Source organism: Salinimonas sediminis (genome assembly GCF_003429285.1).
Taxonomy (GTDB): Bacteria; Pseudomonadota; Gammaproteobacteria; order Enterobacterales; family Alteromonadaceae; genus Alteromonas; species Alteromonas indica.
Window position 1 is genome coordinate 3,502,125 of record NZ_CP031769.1, and the last position, 20,506, is coordinate 3,522,630.

Below are 20,506 nucleotides of genomic sequence, written 5' to 3' on the forward strand. Positions count from 1 at the left end.
GTTGGAAAAAGTTTTAGCCGTCTGTAGCAGACGTTTTTGACTTCAACCAATGCTGCGCCAGCATACCTACAAGCATTGCAACCACAAATAACACGACATCTGGCTGTAGCGTGGCTAGCGCTACCACGCCGGGACCGGGGCAAAAACCCCCAATACCCCAGCCTATGCCAAAGATAGCGGCGCCGCCGATTAACTTTTTATCAATTTTAGTACTCGAGGGAATATCAAATTTATCTGTAAATAAGGGGCGATGGCGCTTGCGCACCCAATAAATTCCAGGCCCCGCAATAGCAATTGCCCCGCCCATAACAAACGCTAACGTAGCATCCCAGTTAGCACTCCAGTCTAGAAAATTTAGCACCCGGGCCGGATTACTCATTCCCGCTATAATCAGGCCCAGGCCGAAGATGAGCCCACAAATCAGAGAGCTGGCAAGCACTTTCATAAATTGGCTCCTCAATGGCTTTTAAAGGTGTCGAATGACATTAGTGGTGATTACTGCCGCGCCAAAGAATATCAGTGTGGCCACGATTGAGCGCGGCGATAACCGGGCGATTCCTGCCACCCCGTGACCAGATGTGCAGCCGCTCCCCAGCCGCGTACCAAAACCGACCAGTAACCCTGCTATGACCATCCAGCCTGAACCTAGCTGGGTCTGTACGGGGAAACCGTCCATCAACACAATATAAATAAGTGCAGAGATAATGATTCCCGCTAAAAACGCTAGCCGCCAATGTTTTTCAAAGCCGGCTTTGGTCATTGCGCCTGCAGAAATACCCGATATTCCGGCAATCCGACCGAGCGTAAGAAGCAGCAATACCACTGCGGCTCCGATAAGAATGCCGCCGGTCAAACCCGCCCACGGCTCAAACGGGGTGATAGTCCAGTTTTCCATTCTTCTTTCCCTCAACCTGTTGTGTAAGGATGGCTTGTCGGTATTGTGTATCTCGGCTCAATACCGTATTGGCAAAATCCAGATTGTTTAATAAATACGCGACAATTGATATGAGATCACTGACATAGATATATATTAGTTATATTTAAAAGGATGATAGGAGATCACAACCTGATACTAATATGCGGTCGGACCATTACAAATGGGAAAATTACTTGTTGTCCGGCTGGATAGTTGGGCGGTGAGCCAACCTTAACAAGGCATGGTGTGACCGCCTTATTTATTTGCTATTTATGCTTATCGTAATTTGCTGTGGGCAGCGTATGTTTCAAATCTTGGCCAATCGCGGCCTTAAGCAGCTTGTTTGGTAACTAAAGCCGCCTGCCGCACACCCCAGTATCGCATACGTGATGACCGCAGCCTGCAAAGAGCCATGCTCCATCAATAATCCGAAAAGCGGCGCGCCAAAGGTTTGACCCAGGGAGATTGCCAGAAAGCCGATTGTTACGCCTACTCCGGGACGATCGGGTAGTGCCATCGTCCCCCAAACAAGATAAACACCGGTCAACATAACGTAGGCAGCGCCAAACAATATGCCCCCCGTTAAGGTTAACCCCACGGAGGTGTACGATAACCCCACCATCAAAATACTGCCCGATAGCGCGATAAGAGAGAGCCAATGTACCCGATTAACGCCTAAACTGGCAGTTAGCCAACCTGCTATAGCACCTAACACGCCAGCTGCGCCGAAGAGTGTCCACAGCATACCCACGTCTTCTGACAGCCAGCCTAAGCGTTGTTGTGCTATAGCACCGCCAAATGACCACAACGCCGTACTCGATGCACCCATTAAAAACGCCGCCGTCACCAAGTGTTTCAGGTTGGTATGAAAGGGTGGTAAGCCGAACGTGGTGGTTTTTGACTGGTTAGCCGTCGCGCTCCCGCGAAAATTCTTCTGCCGGGCGGGTAACTGGGCAACCGCCCCTACCGCTATCCCAAGCGCGGCAACAGTGAAAATGATGAATACCATGCGCCAATCGCTACCGATAAACAGTGCCATTACGCCAGAGAGGACTACACCTGCACTGGTACCTGCATTAATCGCGGTATTGGTTAAATTTTGTTGTTGAGGAGCCACGCTTTGCGCTACCGCGTCCGCCATCGGTGGTGATGCCAGACCCGTACTGATGCCAGCAAACATGACACTCACTGCAAGTAACCAAGGCGAAGTGCTTAGCGCTATACCGAACATTCCCCCTGCTGCAATCAACGCTGCTGCTACCGCGATGGGGCGCGGACCAACCCGCTCGGATAAATGCGCTGAGCACAGAATAGCGATGCAGTACAACGCAAAAGCGCCACCCGACATAACCCCCGCAAGGGTTGAGGATAGTTCAATGTCTTCACCAATTTGGGGTAAGAACAAGCCAAAAGCAAACCGCGCAAAACCGTAACAAACCGCTATAAGCGCAAAGCCTAACGAGCCAATCCTGAATGCTGGGTTCACAATTCAGCCTCTGGTTGAAGTAGTCGTCTGGCGCTCAGGCGAGCAGCCTCGATAGCGGTAGCGCCGCGATAAGTCGATGCGGTTACCGCACCTTCAAACAGCACCAATAGTTGCTCGGTCATTAACTCATCAGGCTGGCCGGCTTCACGATGAATCAAGTCTGTCAGGGCTTTAACCAGCTGTATGTGATAAGCCTCTACGGCGGTATGTATTTCAGGGATATTGCCGCTGGTTTCCGCCCCCACGCGAAAATACAAACATCCGCGCATACCATCCTTAGCAGACCATGCGTGTAGGGCGTCGAATAACGTCTCGAGGGTCGAAAAATCCATACTTTTGAAAAAACGCTGCTGGCGCTCCTTCAACACTAGCGCCATTAAAGCATTTTTACTTCGCACATGTTTATAGACGGTGCGGCTGGAAAGGCCTGTCTCGCGAATCAGCCTGCCCATGCCAGTGGCATTAAAGCCCTCTTGATCAAAGACGCGTTCAGCGACACAGAGTATTTTGTTTTTAATATCCATAAGCGCAGTGTAAAACGATCGTTTTACACCTGTCAACTCTACAGGGGATTAAACCCAGTTCACGTATAAGCCCAAAAGCGTGCTTATAAACAGCCAGCAAGTTATTAGAAGTAACATGGGCGGTCATCTATAGCTCATGCTATAGGTCATGTTATAGGTCATTTTATAGATCATACCGTGCACTTATCAGGTGATGGCATAAATACTCCCGCCGTTGTGCACACGGGCGGCAGAGATAACCCATAATGCCGGTGCGTAGACACCCGCCCCCTTCTAGTAAGAATAAAAAAATCCAGATCAGAGGGCGATATTTCGTGGAGAAGTGTTAATGGGTTAAGTGCAGAGCCTGCAAACGATATTAGGGGTCAGTAGTCAGGCGCCCGGGCTAAAAAAACGCATTTACCCTGGCTTAAAACGAGTAGTTTACCGCCCGCCCACTACATAGTTTAAAAGGCATAGTCTAAAAGGCATAGTTTAAAAGGCATAGTCAGGTACGAGTTCATCAAATATCCCTTTTCGATACTGCTGGGTGGCATGGTCAGATAATCTGGCTAAATTCGTTTCTGCGTAGCGGCGTTGTTTTGTGATGTCGCTCTTTTGTTCAATTTCCGTCAACACATTTTGCTAACGCGCGATTGTGTAACCATCTATGGCATTAGTTAGCTAAGCAAATGTATCAACCTGATTTTTCTGCGCTGTGGCATAGTGGGTTAATAGCATTGCGGCGGAGATATCGCGCAACACCCGACTACGCAGCGCTTTCGAGGTCATTTCCTTTGCGGCTTGTTTAAGACCGGTAAGACGGCCAGCATTTGCTTTTTTAAACGGCTGACTACATCAGCACTCGCCGCTTTGCTATAGAGGATTTCAGGCAGGACGTACATTCCGGCCACACTTAGTAATTGTTAGTACATGCCACCGTTAACGCTAATCACCTGGCGGGTAATATAACGCGCCTCTGGGGACACCAGAAAGCCTATGGTATTGGCCACATCTTCCACCGCACCAAAGGTGCCAAGGGGGATCATTTTTTTCGCTTCATCTGCTACCGCACCTTCAATCATGCCGGTTTCGATAACCCCCGGCGCTACACAGTTAACGGTTATTTTTCGTTTACCTAGCTCAATAGCCAGAGACTTGGTCGCGCCAATGATTCCTGCTTTAGAAGCACTGTAATTAGTTTGCCCACGGTTGCCCATTAGTCCTGAAACAGACGACAACGTGACGATACGGCCCCCCTGGCGCAATCGAATCATGGGCATAATGACCGGATGTAATACATTGTAAAAACCGTCGAGATTAGTATGGACAACGCCATCCCACTGTTCGCCAGTCATGGCCGGAAACGCATTGTCGCGCGTTACGCCGGCGTTACAAATTACCCCGTAATAAGCGCCGTTTTGCTCAATATCGGCCTCAATGGCCGCGCGGGTCCCCTCCCTGTCTGCCACATCGAATTGCAGTGCTATCGCGCTGCCGCCCTGCCCCTGAATATCCGCTACTATTTTATGCGCAGCCTCGTTGCCACTGCGATAATGTACTGCGACAGCAAAGCCCTGTGCTGCCATTTTGTAGGCGGTAGCTTTACCGATGCCACCACTTGCTCCTGTCACGAGGACACGCTTTTGATCAGACATAAAATCTTATTCCTTGTGTTTCGGCCCACCACCAATCAGGGTTACCGCCGCGATAAAATTAATAGTGTTCCCAATCAGAATGATACTTCCAAAAGCCTGAACTACCGGCATCGAACTGAATGCAAGTAAACCGAAAGAAAGCAGGCTGGTGATAGCTGAGAGCAGTATTGCTTGATGGGTAGTGTCTGGTTTTGCCGCCATTTCCCGGGCAAATATGATGTAATCCATACCAAGCCCGAGCACCAGAAACAGTGCCATGATATGAAAAATAGTCAACGCCTGGCCGAATACCGCTACTAATGCAACAGCAATTAAACTGGCAGAGGCGGGAATAAGTAACAGCAAGGCGGCCGCGGCGCGGCGATACCACAGGCTTAACAGCACCCCCACCAAGGCATAGGCTACCAGTAACAGGATAATACCGGTTTCCCGCTGTGATTTAAGCGCCTGTGTCGCATTACCCAGTGTATTTACATACTCTACGCCTGGGATGGCGGCGGCAGCGGCGGCAAGCGCGGTTAAATCGCTGTTCTTGCGAATTAATCCGAAACTGTATATATCCTCGTCCTGGGCACTCCATAAGGGCGGGATAGCAGCCACGTGTTCTGCCATTGTGGCAAAATAAAGCGGCTTTTGCGCGGCGTCGGCATAGGCGGCTTTTGCGGTGGCTACTGTTGTCTTGGGCAAACCCAACGCGCTGGAAAATAAATCCAGAGCCCCGCCATCGGCATATAATTTTGCCTGTAACGCATAGTTACGTGCCTGTACCTGAGGTGAGGGCACCCACTGTGCTGTACTGGTAATCATTTCCCTGTCCACGCCGGGCAAAGCATACAGTTGGTCTAATGCATCAAATATCTGCTGCGGTTGCTGACCACGAATAAGTAAATACCGCCCGGGTTCATATACCTGGGTAAGCGCTGCCACCGCCTTTTCTTGCTGCAACAACGCTGGCGATACATGAAAAAACCCTCTTGGGTCGTCATTCACTTCGACCTTGCCAGCCAATAGATAAACCAGGCACACCGCAGCTATCGCCACCCCTACTGCACCTAACCCACGGGGGCTGCGGCCAAACATACGCTGACAGCCATGAATCATGCTTTTGAGCACGGTTTGTCTGGCTTCTATAGGTCGACGCACTACCCACGGCCCGAATAGCATTACGCTAAGCCAGGCCATGAATAACCCTGAACAGGAAAACAAAGCAATTTTTTGCAGGATAGCAAGGTCCGACAAACTCAATGCGCCATATCCCACCAGCGAGGTAATCATACTTAGCAGCATAGCCCGAAACAGGATGTTGTCGCGGCCCTTTTGAGCGGTTTCTGCTACCTTTTTATCGGCGAGGAAGTGGTAAAAGTAATGCAACGAATAATCAACAACAATGCCAATCAAACTGGCACCAAATACGATGGTGAGTATGTGGACGGAGCCATACAGCCATACACTGGCCAAAATTCCAAAACCCACCCCCGCGGCAATAGAACCAAGGGATAACAACAACGGTAACAGGGAGCGGAATACTAACAGCATCAACACCAGAACCCCGGTAATAGAACCAATCGCAATCAGTTGAATATCCGCCTTTGCAGACTGGGCGGAGTCAACAGCGAAAAAGAACATCCCCGAGTGCAGCACCGTTACATCAAACTCCTGACTAACGCGCTGCTCTATGGTATTAATTTGTTCATACAGCCGGAACTGTTCGGCCATCCCAGCGGGATATTCTTTGAACTTTACCGAAATTGAGACCGCAGACGAAGTGACGGTTTTGTCAGCTTGATTGTTTGTCGCGGGTGTATCCATTCCATCAGACATAGTAAGCAGATAGTCTGAAAACCAACCCAGTGGATCCGCTTCGAAAGGAATCAGTCTGACGCCCTCGCCCAACTGATATAACTTTCGCTGGGCGGCGTTCGCCAGTTGCGCCGCGCTTTTTGTTTCCAGTGCCCTACGCTGACTTTCAGAAAGAACATTAAAACGGTAGGGGGTAATGACGGCCAAATAGTCATCTAAAATGCGATCGCTATCAATAACAGTAAGATGCGGTAATGAGTTAAGCGCAGTTTGCAGGGCGGTGGCAGCCCGCTCGGTATTGCGCTTATCTGCGCCTTGCACCACTATCATAAAGCGTTGACTGACATCCGCAGTCAGCCTATTTAGGGCATGTTGCAGGCCCGCATCATTGTTTTTTTCCGGGTTGAGTTCGTTAATATTCGTATCAATCTGAATCGCCTGCGGGTAAAGCGTAGCGTAGAGTGTCCCGCCGATTAGTAGCAAAATCAGGCCCAGCCGGGCAAACAAAAACAGGCTCACAGGTTAGAAAACGTCAAAACGGGAAGGAGAGCGTAGCACCTGACACCAGTTTGTTTTGTCAGCGTACAGGTTATTACACTGCTCATAGGCACTTCGCTTGCCCGTAAAACTATACTGCTGAATGTGGTCAATCAACACCAGGGTATCCTGCCCCTTGACATCGGTTACCTTGATACTGACAGTAGTTTGCGAGTCATCCTCGGTTTTACTGATATGAATGACGTCCAGACCTTTTTGCAACATCCCACTTTCAGGGTGTAACCGCACAGTTTTATCAGTTGCTTCGGTAACAGAAAACTCTTCAGCAAAGTACGCGGTATCTCCATTTAACAGGCGTACAAAAATGTTGGACATGATATAGCGGGTTATCCCAGTGAGCGGCGTAAGCGTACCATCATCCTCGGCTTTAAAATTATTTGTGCTGTTCACATATAACACGGCTTCGCTAAATGGTTTGCTGGTATGCCACACAAGCCCCAGATCACAGGAATAAAAGAAGTCACCGGTGGAGTTTAAGGGGACCGAGACCCCTTCAACCGCTTTGCGTTGGCTAAAGTGCCCTGAAAAGTTACAGCGCGATGGAAATATCGCGGAAAGCAGAGTTTCTTCCGTGTTCTTACTGTCTTTAGCCAGTACCGGGGAAGCGTCTGCAACGGCCAGCAAACAAAACAGGCCCAGCCAGGTAAAATACGTTTTTTTCATTATCTCTCTATCCATGCATTCACCGCTTTCATCAGAAAAGCCGGAGATTCGTATTGCGTAATTTGCGCAGGCATTGCCACCGCAAACTGGGTGGTTTTTGCTTTAGTAAATATTTCTCCGGTTAGCCGGTCTTTAATAATATAATTAATTTTCAGGCGGTTTTGCCATTCCGCTAACCACGATTCCACCACCACTTGCTGTTCAAACAACAGCGGCTTAATGTATTTCACCTGGATATCTACAATTGGAAAAAAGTACCCCTCTTTTTCCATCACACTATACGGGCAACCGATGTCCGCTAGCAGCGCGCAACGCGCCATTTCCAGGTATTTAGGATAATTTCCGTGCCATACCACGCGGTATGCATCAACATCAAAAAAAGGAATCTCGAGGTTTAATGCATGTTTTTTTATTGGCATGATGCTTCCCTGGAAAGTTCAGCAAACAGGTTTGTCGCCTTATGCGAAGTTGGTATTTGCATCAACGGCACGCTGGTGTTTTCCCGCGTGCGGGGCATCAGGAGACCTGCCGACAGCGCTAACGCTTCCATCGGCTGCATAGCCAAAGCTTCATAGCATTGAGTTTCAGGCGCATTGCAGGCTGGCTTAATACGAAACAGCCTCACCGCAGCCTCTATAGCGTGGTGAAAAAAGCGCTTGTGTTGGCTGTTCATCATGTCGTCCTTTGCGGTTGCTCAAAAGCTTCTGATAAGCTCAACGTGTAATCTTCCAGCTGCTTTTTGTAATAGTTTTCCAGAAACACGGTAAGATGGCGATATTGCTGGGGCCGGGGTAACATAATATCAATACAGTCCTCCACCACCAGCCTTGCGCTTGAACGTAACGTGAAATTGAGGCCACCTGCAGGGATATCATACCATTTGTCGCCTTTTTTTAACCCCCGGGGAACGCACTGGATTATCACGGGCATTATCGGCGCACCAATAGCGACGGCGATATTCGCGGCTCCCCGTTTGAATCTTACAATGTTATCTGCTTTTGTGCGGGTCCCTTCTGGGAAAATAAGAATATTTTCGCCGGCCTTAAGTCTGGCTTCTGCTAACGGTAAAAAATGCTCAGCATTATTAGGGATAAAGCCGGCCTGACGAACCACCGGCCCAATGAAAAAGTTGTTCCAGATGGCGTTTTTCACAATACAGCAAATCTGCTCGTTCACCGCCAGCAGCAATACCACATCAATCAATGATGGGTGATTCGCCGTTACAATATGTCCAGGGTGGACAGCCCGTAGCGACGCAATATCAAAATGATACCGAATTAACCCGAAAAAACGCAAAGTACGGATAAAAGTCAGGCAGCCTTTATGAATACACCAGCGAATTAAACGTTGTTTTTTAGCCGGTGAAATGGCAGATATCGGACTCATTAATCGAAAAACAGCGCCAATGAGCAGGGCAACTATCCCGAAAAACGCATAACTTACCCCCGCACAAAAAACTTGCCAGGTTTTATACAGCAAACGGCGTGGCCGCTTGCCTCCGTGGTGCTGTTTCGGGTTCACGGCGTCAGGCACAGAAACCTTCAATCTCTACCAACAAATCTTTGCGACAGATATCAGCCAGTGTATAAACCGCTTCAACCTGAGGGTAGTGCGTATCAAGCCAGTTGCGAATATAAGCAATATCATTGGCAAAACGAATATACACTTTAATTGCGACCAGTTCGCACTGGTCAGGGTTAGCGGTTGCCAGTAGGTGATTAATATTATCCATGGTCACATTAAGCTGCTTTTCTATATTCCCTTCTGCAATAGTTTGATGACCTTTGATACTAGCTGTACCGGATATAAAAAGAAATGACGCTGTACCCAGATGCAACGCGGTAGCGCGGGCAAACGAAGGACTGGTAATACCATACTGGCGGGGGTATTCGTAAGCGTTTATCTGGTGGTGATTATTAAAGTGCCGGGGCTTAACCAAACTGGCGAAAACATAGAACACGGCCCCATCGGTATGATGGCCCAGGGCCGAGGCAGCTGGAAACGCCTCTGGCGCAATGCGTTTTTTTTCAAACGCATGCAAACGGCCGGTGCAAAACTTTTTATAAACTTCGTCATCACCGTCACCCGTATTAATCGATGGCAGGTAATTCCAGAAGCGAAAAGGATGCGCAAAACCGTGCTCATCAAGCACCGTTAACATTGCTTCATAGGCAATCTGGGTATGCTGTTCAATATTTTCGCATTCATCTTTGCTTAGCCAGCGCGCCACACAAATGATATCCGGGGTTTTAGACCAATAGCAATGATTTGACTGCCCCCGGCTAACTTTCCCGTTTACCGTCCAGACCTCGTTGATAGAGTTAGCACTGGCTTCTTCAAGCCCTGTGGCAATTAAGCCGTGACCAAACGCTTCGCATTGCACGTTTAATGGCATAACTGCCAATGTATTTTGTCGGGACAATAGCTCTGTGGCAGAAGTGGAACAAAAATGCTGTTTTAACATAAGCCAACTGGATGTGATGCAAGTTTAGAAAAGAATGAGGCTGAAAACAGGTGGAATAAATAATAGCACTGACCACTATCAGCACTTAGCTGCCGGGTAATGCAGCACACTGTTTTTTCAGGGAGCCATTCTGAGGCGCAAAATTAGTTTTTGAACTGGCGGTAGTTTAAACTAGCGAAAATTGAAAATAAAGCGAATGGCCCTGCCGGTTATCCAAGCCGGTTAACATTCACCAATACCAATAAACGACAACGTTGATGCCTAATACATACCCTCTAATTACACGCGAACCTGAAGATCCCCTTGCCTTCCTGACCCAACCGGTTGAGCAGCTTGGGCTGCCCGCTGGCCCCGTGTCAGCCAGACAGTTCATCAAGCACGTAAAGCGGGTGGCTACGGCCTTGCCCCCCGCTAAGCATGCCATTAACCTATGTGAGAACCGTTATCTGTTTCTGGTAGGGTTTTGTGCCGCTATCGTACAACGCATGACCACCTTGTTACCGCCCAACCCCAATATAGCCACGCAAGAGCAGCTTAACCAAGAGTATGACGGTTGCTTTATCCTTCATGATGGCAAAGATATCAGTACCCAGCTTCCCGCGTTTAATCTCATGTCGGTCAAACCTGATAGCGCCGAAGCCGGCGATGAGCCTGTACCCGCAATTGAAGATGGTTTTCTGGCGTGCATTAGTTTTACCTCCGGGTCGACCGGGAAATCCAAACCCAATCACAAGTATTGGCGCACCCTGCATCGTAGCAGTTTGATAAACTATACCTTTATGATTCCAGACTGTAATACGACCCTTTATCAACTGGCCACCATGCCGGCGCAACATATGTGGGGGCTGGAAACCTCAGCGTTACTACCACTGTTCAGTAAAGTGTGTATGAGTGATGCAAAACCTCTTTTCCCGCAGGATATACTCGATATTTTTAGCGCCCTGCCCGCGCCCAAACAGTTAGTATCGACCCCGGTTCATTTACGTGCGTTATGCGCTGATATGTCAGGCGCACTGGCCGCCCATTCTGTGCTTTGTGCCACCTCGCCCCTCACTGTCGAACTGGCCCAGGAAGTAGAGCAAAAATTCAATGCGCCCTTGCGCGAGGTATATGGGTGCAGCGAGGTAGGATCTATGGCGGTAAGAAGAACAGCGCAGGAAAAAGCCTGGTTGAAGTTTGCCGGGATACACTTTGCACAACAAGGCGATAGCACCCTTGCCAGTGCTGAACACCTGCCCGAAACTATCGCTTTACAAGATTTTATTAAGTTCCATGAACATAATCGGTTTGTCCTTTGCGGCAGAGCAACCGACCTGGTGAAAATAGCCGGTAAACGGGGCTCGTTGTTTGATATCAATCAAACTCTGCTCACCTTCAAAGGGCTTGAAGATGGCATTGTTATTCATCCCGCCTCTGGCGACCGGGTCACCCGTCTGGTAGCCATTGTAGCGTTAAAGCCGGGGGTTGAAAAAACCGCGCTGATGCGTTTTTTACAGGCAAAACTAGACAGTGCTTTTGTACCCCGGCCTGTTTATGTAGTAGAGGCCCTGCCCCGGGAACCCAATGGCAAGTTATTGAGAAAAAACATCGACGCGCTGCATGCATCGCTGAAAAAGAAACCTCGCTAAGTGCATGTGTCCAGGGTGCCTGTCTTCTTCGAAGCACTTTCTTTGAACCATGCGCGGCGGCTTTTTTCGTATGGACGAAAACCTTTGGCGTGGTTTCGCTCGCGCTTTTTGGCGGTACCTTCGTATGAGTTACCAAAAGACCGGGTCAAGTCAGCCGCTGGGTAACAACCTTTAATAGCGCGCCGTATTTCTATCCCCCCTTATGCCTCCCCCATATTGCCGGTACAAATAGCTGGAATGCCAAGCCTGGCAGGTTTCAGTGATCATTGGGGCACATACTCTGCTGGCGGTAGCCGCCATAAACCCGGCGGGAGGGGCAGTCTAAATAGCCGTTTTAGGTGCTACCGGTCGGCGCAAAACCGAGAGGCTTGCCGTGGCCAGGCAGTCTATCTCACCGCCGTCTTGGGGGGTTGTCCTAATTGAGCAATTGAAGGTGGCCAACTCATCGCCGACCAACGCAGTTTCGGCGCAATAAACATTATAAGAGCCGGGAGCAAAATAGTCGTGGCTGGTTTTAAATCCCCGGGTGCCAAGTAAAAAACCCAGATGGGGCCCGACTTTGCCTAACTGACGCTGGTGTCCGGCGATCAGTGCAGCCGTTTGCCCCATATATTCAAGCCCTATCCATGCCGGAACACCTTTGCCGGCTTCAAAAAAAGGCGCGTGTTCATCAACAATAACCCTGGCAGAAGAGGATGTTTCGTTGACCTCTAACAGGTTATTGATAAGTAACATCGGCGGGCGGTGCGGGATTAAATCAAACAGCCGGGGGTCAAAGCGGTTATCGTGGGACATTACTTTGCTTCCTGTTGATTGCCCGCGGGCGTAGCGACACTCGTACCGGGCTGCCAGAAGTCATAAAAATTAAACCACTGGTACGGTGCATTCAAGCAGTGTTCTTCTAGCTTCGTAGAAAATTGCTGCGCATAACTTTGCAAATCCTGTTGGCGAGTTTTGCGGTTAATTTGCAGCTTGTCACATAACGGCGAAACATCAAATAGCACCTTATTATCAACCGCTTCGCTGCGATAGGCGAACATCAGCTTAACCGGGCATTCCAGCGCCTTCGCCAGCATATAAGGGCCAATAGGTAACGGCGCCTGCTCGCCCAAAAACTGCACTTCAACGGTACGTTCCAAGCCGCTTAACGGTACCCGATCGCCAGCAATGAAAACCCATTCTCCAGCATCAACTTTGTCTTTCAACTGCATGATGGTGGTAACATCAAATTCATCCACCTGAAATACATTCAGCCGTGAAGCATCATTTTCTTTCTGCATCATTTTTACAAAGTTACCGGCATGCTTATCATACACCAGAATATTGATTACCTGGCTACGGTAGCGGTGCATAAACCCACGACAAAATTCGAGGTTCCCAAAATGGGAGCCGATAATAAGCTGTCCGCGGGGATCCTCGTGTAAAGCGTCAATTTGTTCTGGCGAGGTCAGCACGAAATCGTCAGTGGAAAGCTCATCCAGCCAACCCAGCATTTTATCCAGAATGACTTCCGCAAAGCTTTTGAAATGCAATAACACATGGCGGTAGCCCGGTTTGCTCTGCCACCATTCAGGGCGGCACCGGTAGTGCGCCAGCAGGAACTGCAACGAGGCTTTACGCTGCGCTGAGCGGCACAACACGAAGTACAAAGCTACCGGGTACATGATGAGGGAAAACACCCGCCGCCCGCCTATCCGATAAATCAGAAACACCAGACGCATTGCCGCCAGTGTGCCACCTTCGCGGATTTGCGACCAGTGCTGTTCCGTTGGTGAATGTGCTACCGGCATGTTAGCGCAGCAATGCTTTAAGGCGGGTGAAAAGCAACTTCGGTAAGCGCACCAGCATGCCACACAACAGCCGAATATTCAGCCGGATGAGCATCAGGTTGTCTTTCAGGTAATGAAAATGCGACACCGTATCTTCGTGATAAACCACCTTGGTAGGAATAAAGTGCACATCAATCCCGGCCCACACCGCCTTCACTAACAGTTCGGGATCAAAATCCATGCGTGGACCAAGATAATAGTTATCAAACACATGCTCAATTTGCTTGATAGGATAAACCCGAAACCCACAAAGGCCGTCTTTGATTTTCAGCGAAAGTGTTTCTATCGCCATCCAGAAATCGGAAATTCTGCGCCCGTATTTTCTGGCAAGAGGGGCCGTTTCATCAAAGTAGGGTTTGCCAGAAATAAACGTTTCAGGATGCGAGCGGCTGTATTCCAGCAGTTTCTGGGCGTCGTTAATATCGTGTTGACCGTCAGCGTCCAGTTGCAGCACATGGCTAAACCCCATAGCGCTGGCGTGATAACAACCGGTGATCACCGACGCCCCTTTACCACGGTTGGTCTGATGCTTTACCAGGTGAAAATCGGCATAGGGAGCGAGCAATTCGGCGACTTTTGCCACGCTTTCTTCGCCACTACCGTCGTCTACCACAATACAGGGTAAGTTCAGTGAGGCCAGTGCAGGCAGAAACTTTTCAAATAACACGTGATGTTTATAATGGGGAATAATAATGCAGTATTTCATAATGCGCTAAACTTAAAACTGCCTGTAGAAAAAGACTCAGTTTGGTTGGAAAAATTGAATGTGACACTTTGCTTCACGGCGTTGTAGTGCAACGCAAGTTGCATCGCCGTACCGGGCATCACCATGGATTTAAATTTGATGTTGGTTAATTGATGAAAACGCCCCGCCTGCACGAATAACGCTTTGGCCAGTTTCCCCGCCCAATCAATTTGTACCACGCCAGGTAACACTTTATGGTCCGGGAAATGGCCGTCAAACCACGTCAGGCGCTCATCTACTATCAGGGTTACCTGCGCAGAATTGGCATCGCTACTGACCTTCGTAATTGTCGGTCCTTCCTGCGCGTTGAACAGTGCTTTTAATGCATCTATATCAGTCTTCAACAATGTTATGCTTCTTCTTGTAATATTGGCGGTAGACCAGTTCAGCGATGATAAATACTGCAATAAACACATAAAACAGTAAACCATTGTAAAGCGTCCACATTGCCAGGCTACCGTACCATGCTGTCCATGCGGCCACCAGGGCATTAAGTAGTAACAGAGTGCCCCAGGTCAGGCTAAGCCGACGAAGGTAGCCAGAGGCTTCAGGTGGCAGTTGCTTGCCGCCGACGCTGGCAAAACGTTCGATTAAACTTTGTTTATCGTTTAGTGAAGCAAGGAATAGCAGCCCCATGCTGGCACTCATCATCACCGGGTAACATTTGAGCAGGATGGTACTATCCAGCAGGATAATTGCAGCACAAAATAACACTACTATCGCGGTTAGCAACCAATCACTGACGCGGCGCATACTGCCCATAAAGACCACGCGAATAATGGCAATACATAGCAGGGCCACACCGAACCACCGAGGGTTTATCGTATCAATGTTCAGCCAGACCACAAATGGGTAGGCCACGGATGCCAGAATAGCCAAAAGCGGCACCAGGTCTTTTACGCCCCGCGTTTTTGGTGGGATCGTCATGCCAACACACTTAATCGGTAATTGCCAAGGATCTGCCGCTCTTCGTCATCAATCTCGGTGGTGGCATCATCGCTTAACATGTTCTCAAAATACCCTTTGAGTTTTCGCATCAGGATAATGTTCGTCTCCAGGGCCTGATTAACATCGACCTTGGGATTTTTCAGTAGTTCATTTAATGCCTTCAGACACGGAACCTGAAATTGATCCATAAAGTTACCTTGGGCTGGCAATACCAAACGCTGTTTTGCACGTTCCCTTAGCAATGTCTGCATCTCTTTATTTAGTTTCTGAGCTTCCAGCAACCCCGGCAACATCTTACGCATGGTTTTAAGGTCGTCGGTGGTATCGGTGAAAAACAGTAAGGCAAACACGCCCCAGTAGTAGGTGTAATCCCATACCAGCTTGATGGACATCATTTTACGGTCGCCGAAGCCGCCGTACTGATCTTTATAAATCGACAAGGTATTTTCGAAGAACGAATCGTAAAACTTATGGAACAGCGCCGCTTCAAAGCGAATATCCTGACCTTGTCGGTCACGCTCAATCAGATTCGTCACAAAGGTGTTGTTCAGGGCTATAAAGTCGCTGCCCGGCGAATAGAAGGGATCGGTGAAAGCCCCGGCTTCGCCGGTCATCGCCCAGCCATCGGCTGAAAACATTTGTTTGCAGCCATAGGAGTAGCCTTTCATCACTTTAAAGTCCAGCAGGTCTGCGCCTTCGATGGCGGCGGCGCACCGCGGATGCTCTTTTTTCAGCCAGTCCATGGTATCTTCAAACGAGGAAATACCACTATCTGCCAGCGCTTTATCGTCCATCACGATACCAAAGCTGGTGGCACCGGACGCCAGCGGAATGATCCATACCCAATAACCAGGGCCCATTAAATGATTGGTACTTAACCAGCGCTTACCCGGCTCACATACCCGATTCTGCCAGTGCGGGTTCGCAGACCATTCATCAATAATCACACGCTTATTGATGCGAAAGAAAACCGCGTTGCCGTGATGACCGGTTTCTGTTTGCAGGTTCAGTTTGTTTCTAAGTAGCGCTTGTCGCCCTGCTGCATCTACCAACCACCGGCCGTGAACGGTGATAGTATCGCCGTTACGGTGACACGTTAGCGTATGGTTTTTATCGCCAAGTTGAATATCGTCAGGTACAGTACCATCAAGAAATACCACCCCTTGTTCTTTCAACAGGGTGTAAAGATGATTCTCCAGCGAGCCTCGTTCAATCTGATAAGCAGGAATGCCAAACAGTTCACTTACACCCAGCTCGTCATACTCACTGTAGTCATCTTGGCCATGACCAAAGAACAGCCTTAAGCCATATTTGCGTAGATGCTTTTCTTTAAAATGCGCCTGCAAACCCAACACATGGGAAAAATAATGCGCCCCGATTTCCACGGTCGATTCACCCACCTTTGCAGTGGTGTCGTCTACTGGGAAGGTGTTTTTTTCAATAATAGTGATAGCGTAGGATGCATCGCGGTTAAGCAGTTGCAATGCCAGGCTCATGCCAGCCAGGCCACCGCCGGCGATAATAATGTCCGTATTCAACTGACTCATCGCTTATTCTTCGCAGGAAATAGTTAACGCGGTGCCACTGCTTAAAGGCATTACTATCTGACCTTCTGGATGTTTTAGAAGCTCAGCCAGACATAATACTTTTGCCGCCGGATTTTTTGCATACAACTGCCCAATATAATCACTGTTGCTGCGTAATGCGGGCCAGGTTGCCTGTTCATCCTGTTTAACACGAGCAGTCACCAATTGCCCCTGAACATTAGCGTCGTGTGGAAACACCACCAGCGAAAACGCGAAAGTTTCCTGGTTCGCTAAGACCGGCGTTAATATGTCTGCCACGGGTGCATCATAAAAAGTCAGCAACATGGGGGAGTGTTCCGTTTCACACTGAATCATCGCTTCAAGTAGCGTCAGGGAAACTGATGCTTCATACCCTGCCACAGAATTGGCTGCACACATGGTACCCGTACTAATCGTCCAGTATCCGGCCGGCGCGTTATGCACAGAATTGTGGAATTTGGTGGGCGATAATTCTTTATGTTCTGAGGCCAGTGTTTTACACATATAGTCTGTCAGATCAGTATCACCAAGCCCGGAAACAAAGACGCAGGTCAGCGTATTAGGCTCGACACCCGCCTCTTTTGTGGCCTGCCACGAACTTTCAACGGCTAATCTTACCGGCAGCGGTGCCCGGCGTCGTTCATTGGCGGGGATAATGCCGGGCTTCGGACCTTTCAACTTAGTTTCAGGAAGCGCTGCACCATTTAATAATGCTTGCAAACCCTGCCAGTTTTCAAAATAACTGCCCCAGGCGCCCACGCCTACAATTTTACATTTCAGTTCTTTTGCCTGCATATTACTCAGCCCTGCTAAACAAAAGTGTACAATTATTGCCGCCAAAGCCGAATGAATTGGTCATTACATGCTGACACACTTTTGTTTCATCGGCGGCTTTGATAGAAAAATTCAATGCTTCGTCCAGCGTTTCTAAGTTCTTAGAGCCCGGGATCACGTTGGTGGATAGCGTATCCATTGCCACAATGGCTTCAGTGATACCCGCCGCGCCTAAAGTGTGCCCCATCCATGCCTTGGTTGATGAACAGCGTACGGAGTCGGGAAACAATTCAGATATCAGTTTGCCTTCAATCAAGTCATTGGCCCGGCTGGAGGTTCCATGCAAATTGATATAATCAATATCGCGAGGGGTCAGCCCGGCACGACTCAGCGCTTGGGTCATCGACAAGCGTGCACCGAGGCCCTCGGGGTGGGGGTGAGACATATGATAGGCATCTGAGCTTTCGCCATAACCGGCCAGCCTTATCCCCCGGCCATTATCGTTCTCGCCAGCCCGTTGTAAAACCGCGAAACCAGAGGCCTCGCCAAGGTTAATACCATCACGGTGCTGATCAAAGGGTTTACACGGATTCGCAGATAGCAATTGCAGCGAATTGAAGCCGTGCAATACGCTCAGGCATAAGGTATCCACGCCGCCAACCAGTACGGCATCAACAATCCCGGTGGCCAACCAGCGCGCACCGGTAGCAAACACCTTAGCAGACGATGAACAGGCCGTATTGATAGTCAAAGACGGGCCTTTTATACCGGTAAGATGCGCGGCAAAAAGAGCAGGCGCATGAGGGTTATGGACATTTGGCTGGATGAATTCTTCGCTGAGGGTATGGTCTTGGTTAAGCTTGGTGTACGCTTCTTCGGTGCGATCGATACTGGATGTACTCGACCCCATTATCAAACCAATTCGCGCCGCGCCATACTGGTTAATCAAGTTGGTTACGGTATGGCGGATAGTGCCCTGCGCATAACCTAGTGCCGCCAACGCGTTATTCCGGCTCTGCCACTGACCCAGGTCATTAACCTCAGCAATTTCCCCTACCACACCCACCCAGGTATCAATAGCAGACCCTGGCAGGTTGTTTTTAATCAGGCCGCTTTTATGTTGCCTCAGGGAGGCCCGTAATGCACTGATATTTACCCCAGCTGCTGAACAGGATTCATAGTCAATGATATCTATTTTCATGTCGGTAGAATGGCCCCGCTAAATTCGTTTTTACCGCTCAATTGATAAGACGCTGGCCCGGTATTATTTATTCTTTTCAACAAATGTCGTTAAGCTTCTCAACGTTTCAAATGCTTCACGAGTACCTTCGTCTTCGGCTTTAATTTGTACACCGTATTCTTTTGATATTGCTAGAGAAATCTCCAGTGCATCAATAGAATCAAGACCTAACCCATCACCGAACAATTGTTCTTCAGGGTCAATTTCTTCTGCTTCCATGTCTTCAAGGTTGAGGGCGTCAACCAAAAGCTGAGCCATTTTCAATTCGGATGCTGTTTGTGTAGCCATAGTTTATATAATCCTTACTATGAACGCTTCTATCGCAAAGGGCGCTAGTCTAAACTAATGTTACATTAAAAACTATTTCTGCAACCTTGTATGTTTTGTGATTTCACCCCTTCCTATCCCGTGGCAGACATTGCCGATGAAGAGGTTCATTTATGGCTTATCGATACCAATGATGCTCTCCCCTCAAAGGTCCTGGATGATGGGCTAAGCTTGTTGTCTGATGGCGAAAAAAACAGAATGAAACAGTTTCGAAAGGCAGCCAGGCAACATCAGTTTTTGATAGCTCGCGTTGCGTTACGTTGCATTCTTAATGCACTGTTAAACCACCCTGGGGCCCGGGATCTCAGGTTCACCACCAACCCTTATGGAAAACCGGCACTTGCCAATAATAGTGAAAATATACAGTTCAACCTGTCTCATTCCGGCAGCATTATATTGATTGCAGTCACGCTTGGGCGTGAATGCGGCGTAGATATTGAACACATTGATAACACCAGAAATATTTACGACCTTGCTCGGTTTTACTTTCACCCGGCTGAATACGGCACACTGCGTGGCCCCCATAATGTTCCTGCAGATATTCTACAATTTTATAAATTGTGGACATTAAAAGAGGCTTTTATTAAAGGCGAAGGAAAAGGTATGGCAATACCCGGAAACGGGTTCTATTTTTGTAATACTGAAGCAGCCAGCCCCCGGCTTAGGGTGGCCGATCCAGCCTTAGCCGCTCACCCCCACTGGCTGTTCCACCATCAAGTTTACAACGACACATTCAGTACTGCCCTCGCGATAGCATCCCCCCCAGATACAGTATTAAACATCAGCCGTAGGCGGCTACTGTTTAACCCCCTCACTTAACCAAACAAAGATTGCTTTGAATAATGATGTTTCTGGTGCTGGCGTTTTTACCTTCGTTATGAACCTGAGAGCAAAAGCGGTGAGCAGATAGCCACGGGCGGCCGCCCAGTTGCTAAAACCAATTGCTAAAACCAGGTGCTAAAATTAGTGCAGTTCGTGGCTAGCCTAACGCATATAGCTGGCTGGGTAGGCTTCATAGGTTGAATAGATTGGATAAAGGTTGCTGGTAAGGGCTGAATGCTGAGTTTTCCAGCGTCCGTATTAAACAAAAACACGTAGAGGATAGCGAGCTGATGCCACCTGTTTCACTTTCTACAACTCTCACCATACAAGGCAAATTAGAATAAGCCATGTGAAATAAGCCATTTAAAAATAACGCTTTCCCCCTCATTCTTATTTTGGCTTACCCCTCCACTTTACTTTTAACATAGCGGGGATGGTATTCCCTGCTGCGTTTTGGCAATTATCTATCACCCTTAGCTGATTTTCCTGGTTAACGGCTTGCCGGATAGCTGTGCATATCTGACCTAACCAAGGCGACCAAAGGCCTACATACACCTATGGCCAACACCAGCATTACCCT

General features: G+C 48.8%; 23 protein-coding genes. 2 read left to right on the forward strand and 21 right to left on the reverse strand.

The genetic code is table 11. The features are described 5' to 3' along the window. Positions 1 to 13: 13 nt before the first annotated feature. From D0Y50_RS15390 to D0Y50_RS15440, 12 genes are all read right to left on the reverse strand, one after another. Complete coding sequence (locus D0Y50_RS15390; protein ID WP_117317798.1) at positions 14 to 445, reverse strand: DUF6691 family protein; 432 nt, start codon at positions 443 to 445, stop codon at positions 14 to 16. Between the two features lie 21 nt (positions 446 to 466). Then, the gene (locus D0Y50_RS15395) at positions 467 to 895 is read right to left on the reverse strand and encodes a YeeE/YedE family protein (RefSeq protein WP_117317800.1); all 429 of its coding nucleotides are present in this window, start codon (positions 893 to 895) and stop codon (positions 467 to 469) included. Positions 896 to 1,223: 328 nt separating this feature from the next. After that, positions 1,224 to 2,402: an MFS transporter gene (locus tag D0Y50_RS15400; RefSeq protein ID WP_117317802.1), complete on the reverse strand. Its 1,179-nt coding sequence runs from the start codon at positions 2,400 to 2,402 to the stop codon at positions 1,224 to 1,226. Continuing rightward, entirely contained in the window at positions 2,399 to 2,926 is a 528-nt protein-coding gene (locus D0Y50_RS15405) for a TetR/AcrR family transcriptional regulator (RefSeq protein WP_117317804.1), read from the reverse strand. Before D0Y50_RS15405 ends, D0Y50_RS15400 begins: the two co-directional genes overlap by 4 nt. 474 nt (positions 2,927 to 3,400) lie before the next feature. Then, a complete protein-coding gene (locus D0Y50_RS19585) occupies positions 3,401 to 3,544 on the reverse strand; it encodes a hypothetical protein (RefSeq protein WP_170145527.1) in 144 nt (47 codons plus the stop codon). A gap of 287 nt (positions 3,545 to 3,831) precedes the next feature. Further along, positions 3,832 to 4,563: a 3-oxoacyl-ACP reductase FabG gene (gene fabG, locus D0Y50_RS15410; RefSeq protein WP_108567371.1), complete on the reverse strand. Its 732-nt coding sequence runs from the start codon at positions 4,561 to 4,563 to the stop codon at positions 3,832 to 3,834. 6 nt (positions 4,564 to 4,569) lie between these two features. Continuing rightward, positions 4,570 to 6,882, reverse strand: a complete 2,313-nt coding sequence (locus tag D0Y50_RS15415; RefSeq protein ID WP_117317806.1) for an MMPL family transporter — start codon at positions 6,880 to 6,882, stop codon at positions 4,570 to 4,572. A 3-nt stretch (positions 6,883 to 6,885) separates the two neighbouring features. Beyond that, positions 6,886 to 7,599 (reverse strand): LolA family protein, encoded by a 714-nt coding sequence (locus D0Y50_RS15420; RefSeq protein WP_147318253.1) that lies wholly within the window; start codon positions 7,597 to 7,599, stop codon positions 6,886 to 6,888. Further along, entirely contained in the window at positions 7,584 to 8,003 is a 420-nt protein-coding gene (locus tag D0Y50_RS15425) for an acyl-CoA thioesterase (protein ID WP_108567368.1), read from the reverse strand. The genes D0Y50_RS15420 and D0Y50_RS15425 overlap by 16 nt, the downstream gene beginning before the upstream one ends. Then, positions 7,994 to 8,260: a hypothetical protein gene (locus tag D0Y50_RS15430; RefSeq protein WP_147318254.1), complete on the reverse strand. Its 267-nt coding sequence runs from the start codon at positions 8,258 to 8,260 to the stop codon at positions 7,994 to 7,996. Before D0Y50_RS15430 ends, D0Y50_RS15425 begins: the two co-directional genes overlap by 10 nt. Next, a complete protein-coding gene (locus tag D0Y50_RS15435) occupies positions 8,257 to 8,970 on the reverse strand; it encodes a lysophospholipid acyltransferase family protein (RefSeq protein ID WP_147318255.1) in 714 nt (237 codons plus the stop codon). The genes D0Y50_RS15430 and D0Y50_RS15435 overlap by 4 nt, the downstream gene beginning before the upstream one ends. Before the next feature lie 139 nt (positions 8,971 to 9,109). After that, positions 9,110 to 10,048: a chorismate transformation enzyme, FkbO/Hyg5 family gene (locus tag D0Y50_RS15440; RefSeq protein WP_147318256.1), complete on the reverse strand. Its 939-nt coding sequence runs from the start codon at positions 10,046 to 10,048 to the stop codon at positions 9,110 to 9,112. A 257-nt stretch (positions 10,049 to 10,305) separates the two neighbouring features. Between D0Y50_RS15440 and D0Y50_RS15445 the strand changes: the two genes are divergently transcribed. Further along, positions 10,306 to 11,676 carry an AMP-binding protein gene (locus tag D0Y50_RS15445; RefSeq protein WP_117317817.1) on the forward strand — a complete coding sequence of 457 codons (1,371 nt, stop codon included), beginning with the start codon at positions 10,306 to 10,308 and terminating at the stop codon, positions 11,674 to 11,676. A 321-nt stretch (positions 11,677 to 11,997) separates the two neighbouring features. Here the strand turns inward: D0Y50_RS15445 and D0Y50_RS15450 are convergent, their stop codons facing one another. From D0Y50_RS15450 to D0Y50_RS15485, 9 genes are all read right to left on the reverse strand, one after another. Beyond that, on the reverse strand, positions 11,998 to 12,471 hold the full coding sequence (locus D0Y50_RS15450; protein WP_108567363.1) for an ApeP family dehydratase: 474 nt from the start codon (positions 12,469 to 12,471) through the stop codon (positions 11,998 to 12,000). Beyond that, the gene (locus D0Y50_RS15455) at positions 12,471 to 13,466 is read right to left on the reverse strand and encodes an LpxL/LpxP family acyltransferase (protein ID WP_108567362.1); all 996 of its coding nucleotides are present in this window, start codon (positions 13,464 to 13,466) and stop codon (positions 12,471 to 12,473) included. Before D0Y50_RS15455 ends, D0Y50_RS15450 begins: the two co-directional genes overlap by 1 nt. Before the next feature lies 1 nt (position 13,467). Continuing rightward, positions 13,468 to 14,211 (reverse strand): glycosyltransferase family 2 protein, encoded by a 744-nt coding sequence (locus D0Y50_RS15460; protein ID WP_108567361.1) that lies wholly within the window; start codon positions 14,209 to 14,211, stop codon positions 13,468 to 13,470. Further along, entirely contained in the window at positions 14,208 to 14,597 is a 390-nt protein-coding gene (locus D0Y50_RS15465) for an ApeI family dehydratase (protein WP_170145528.1), read from the reverse strand. Before D0Y50_RS15465 ends, D0Y50_RS15460 begins: the two co-directional genes overlap by 4 nt. Further along, positions 14,584 to 15,177, reverse strand: a complete 594-nt coding sequence (locus D0Y50_RS19590; RefSeq protein ID WP_170145529.1) for a COG4648 family protein — start codon at positions 15,175 to 15,177, stop codon at positions 14,584 to 14,586. Before D0Y50_RS19590 ends, D0Y50_RS15465 begins: the two co-directional genes overlap by 14 nt. Next, positions 15,174 to 16,745, reverse strand: coding sequence for an NAD(P)/FAD-dependent oxidoreductase (locus D0Y50_RS15470; protein ID WP_117317819.1), 1,572 nt, complete (start codon positions 16,743 to 16,745; stop codon positions 15,174 to 15,176). The genes D0Y50_RS19590 and D0Y50_RS15470 overlap by 4 nt, the downstream gene beginning before the upstream one ends. Before the next feature lie 3 nt (positions 16,746 to 16,748). Further along, positions 16,749 to 17,558, reverse strand: a complete 810-nt coding sequence (locus D0Y50_RS15475; RefSeq protein WP_108567358.1) for a beta-ketoacyl synthase chain length factor — start codon at positions 17,556 to 17,558, stop codon at positions 16,749 to 16,751. A 1-nt stretch (position 17,559) separates the two neighbouring features. Further along, entirely contained in the window at positions 17,560 to 18,738 is a 1,179-nt protein-coding gene (locus D0Y50_RS15480) for a beta-ketoacyl-ACP synthase (RefSeq protein ID WP_108567357.1), read from the reverse strand. A gap of 63 nt (positions 18,739 to 18,801) precedes the next feature. Next, complete coding sequence (locus D0Y50_RS15485; RefSeq protein ID WP_117317821.1) at positions 18,802 to 19,065, reverse strand: phosphopantetheine-binding protein; 264 nt, start codon at positions 19,063 to 19,065, stop codon at positions 18,802 to 18,804. A gap of 90 nt (positions 19,066 to 19,155) precedes the next feature. Between D0Y50_RS15485 and D0Y50_RS15490 the strand changes: the two genes are divergently transcribed. Next, positions 19,156 to 19,923 carry a 4'-phosphopantetheinyl transferase family protein gene (locus D0Y50_RS15490; protein WP_117317823.1) on the forward strand — a complete coding sequence of 256 codons (768 nt, stop codon included), beginning with the start codon at positions 19,156 to 19,158 and terminating at the stop codon, positions 19,921 to 19,923. Positions 19,924 to 20,506: the final 583 nt, after the last annotated feature.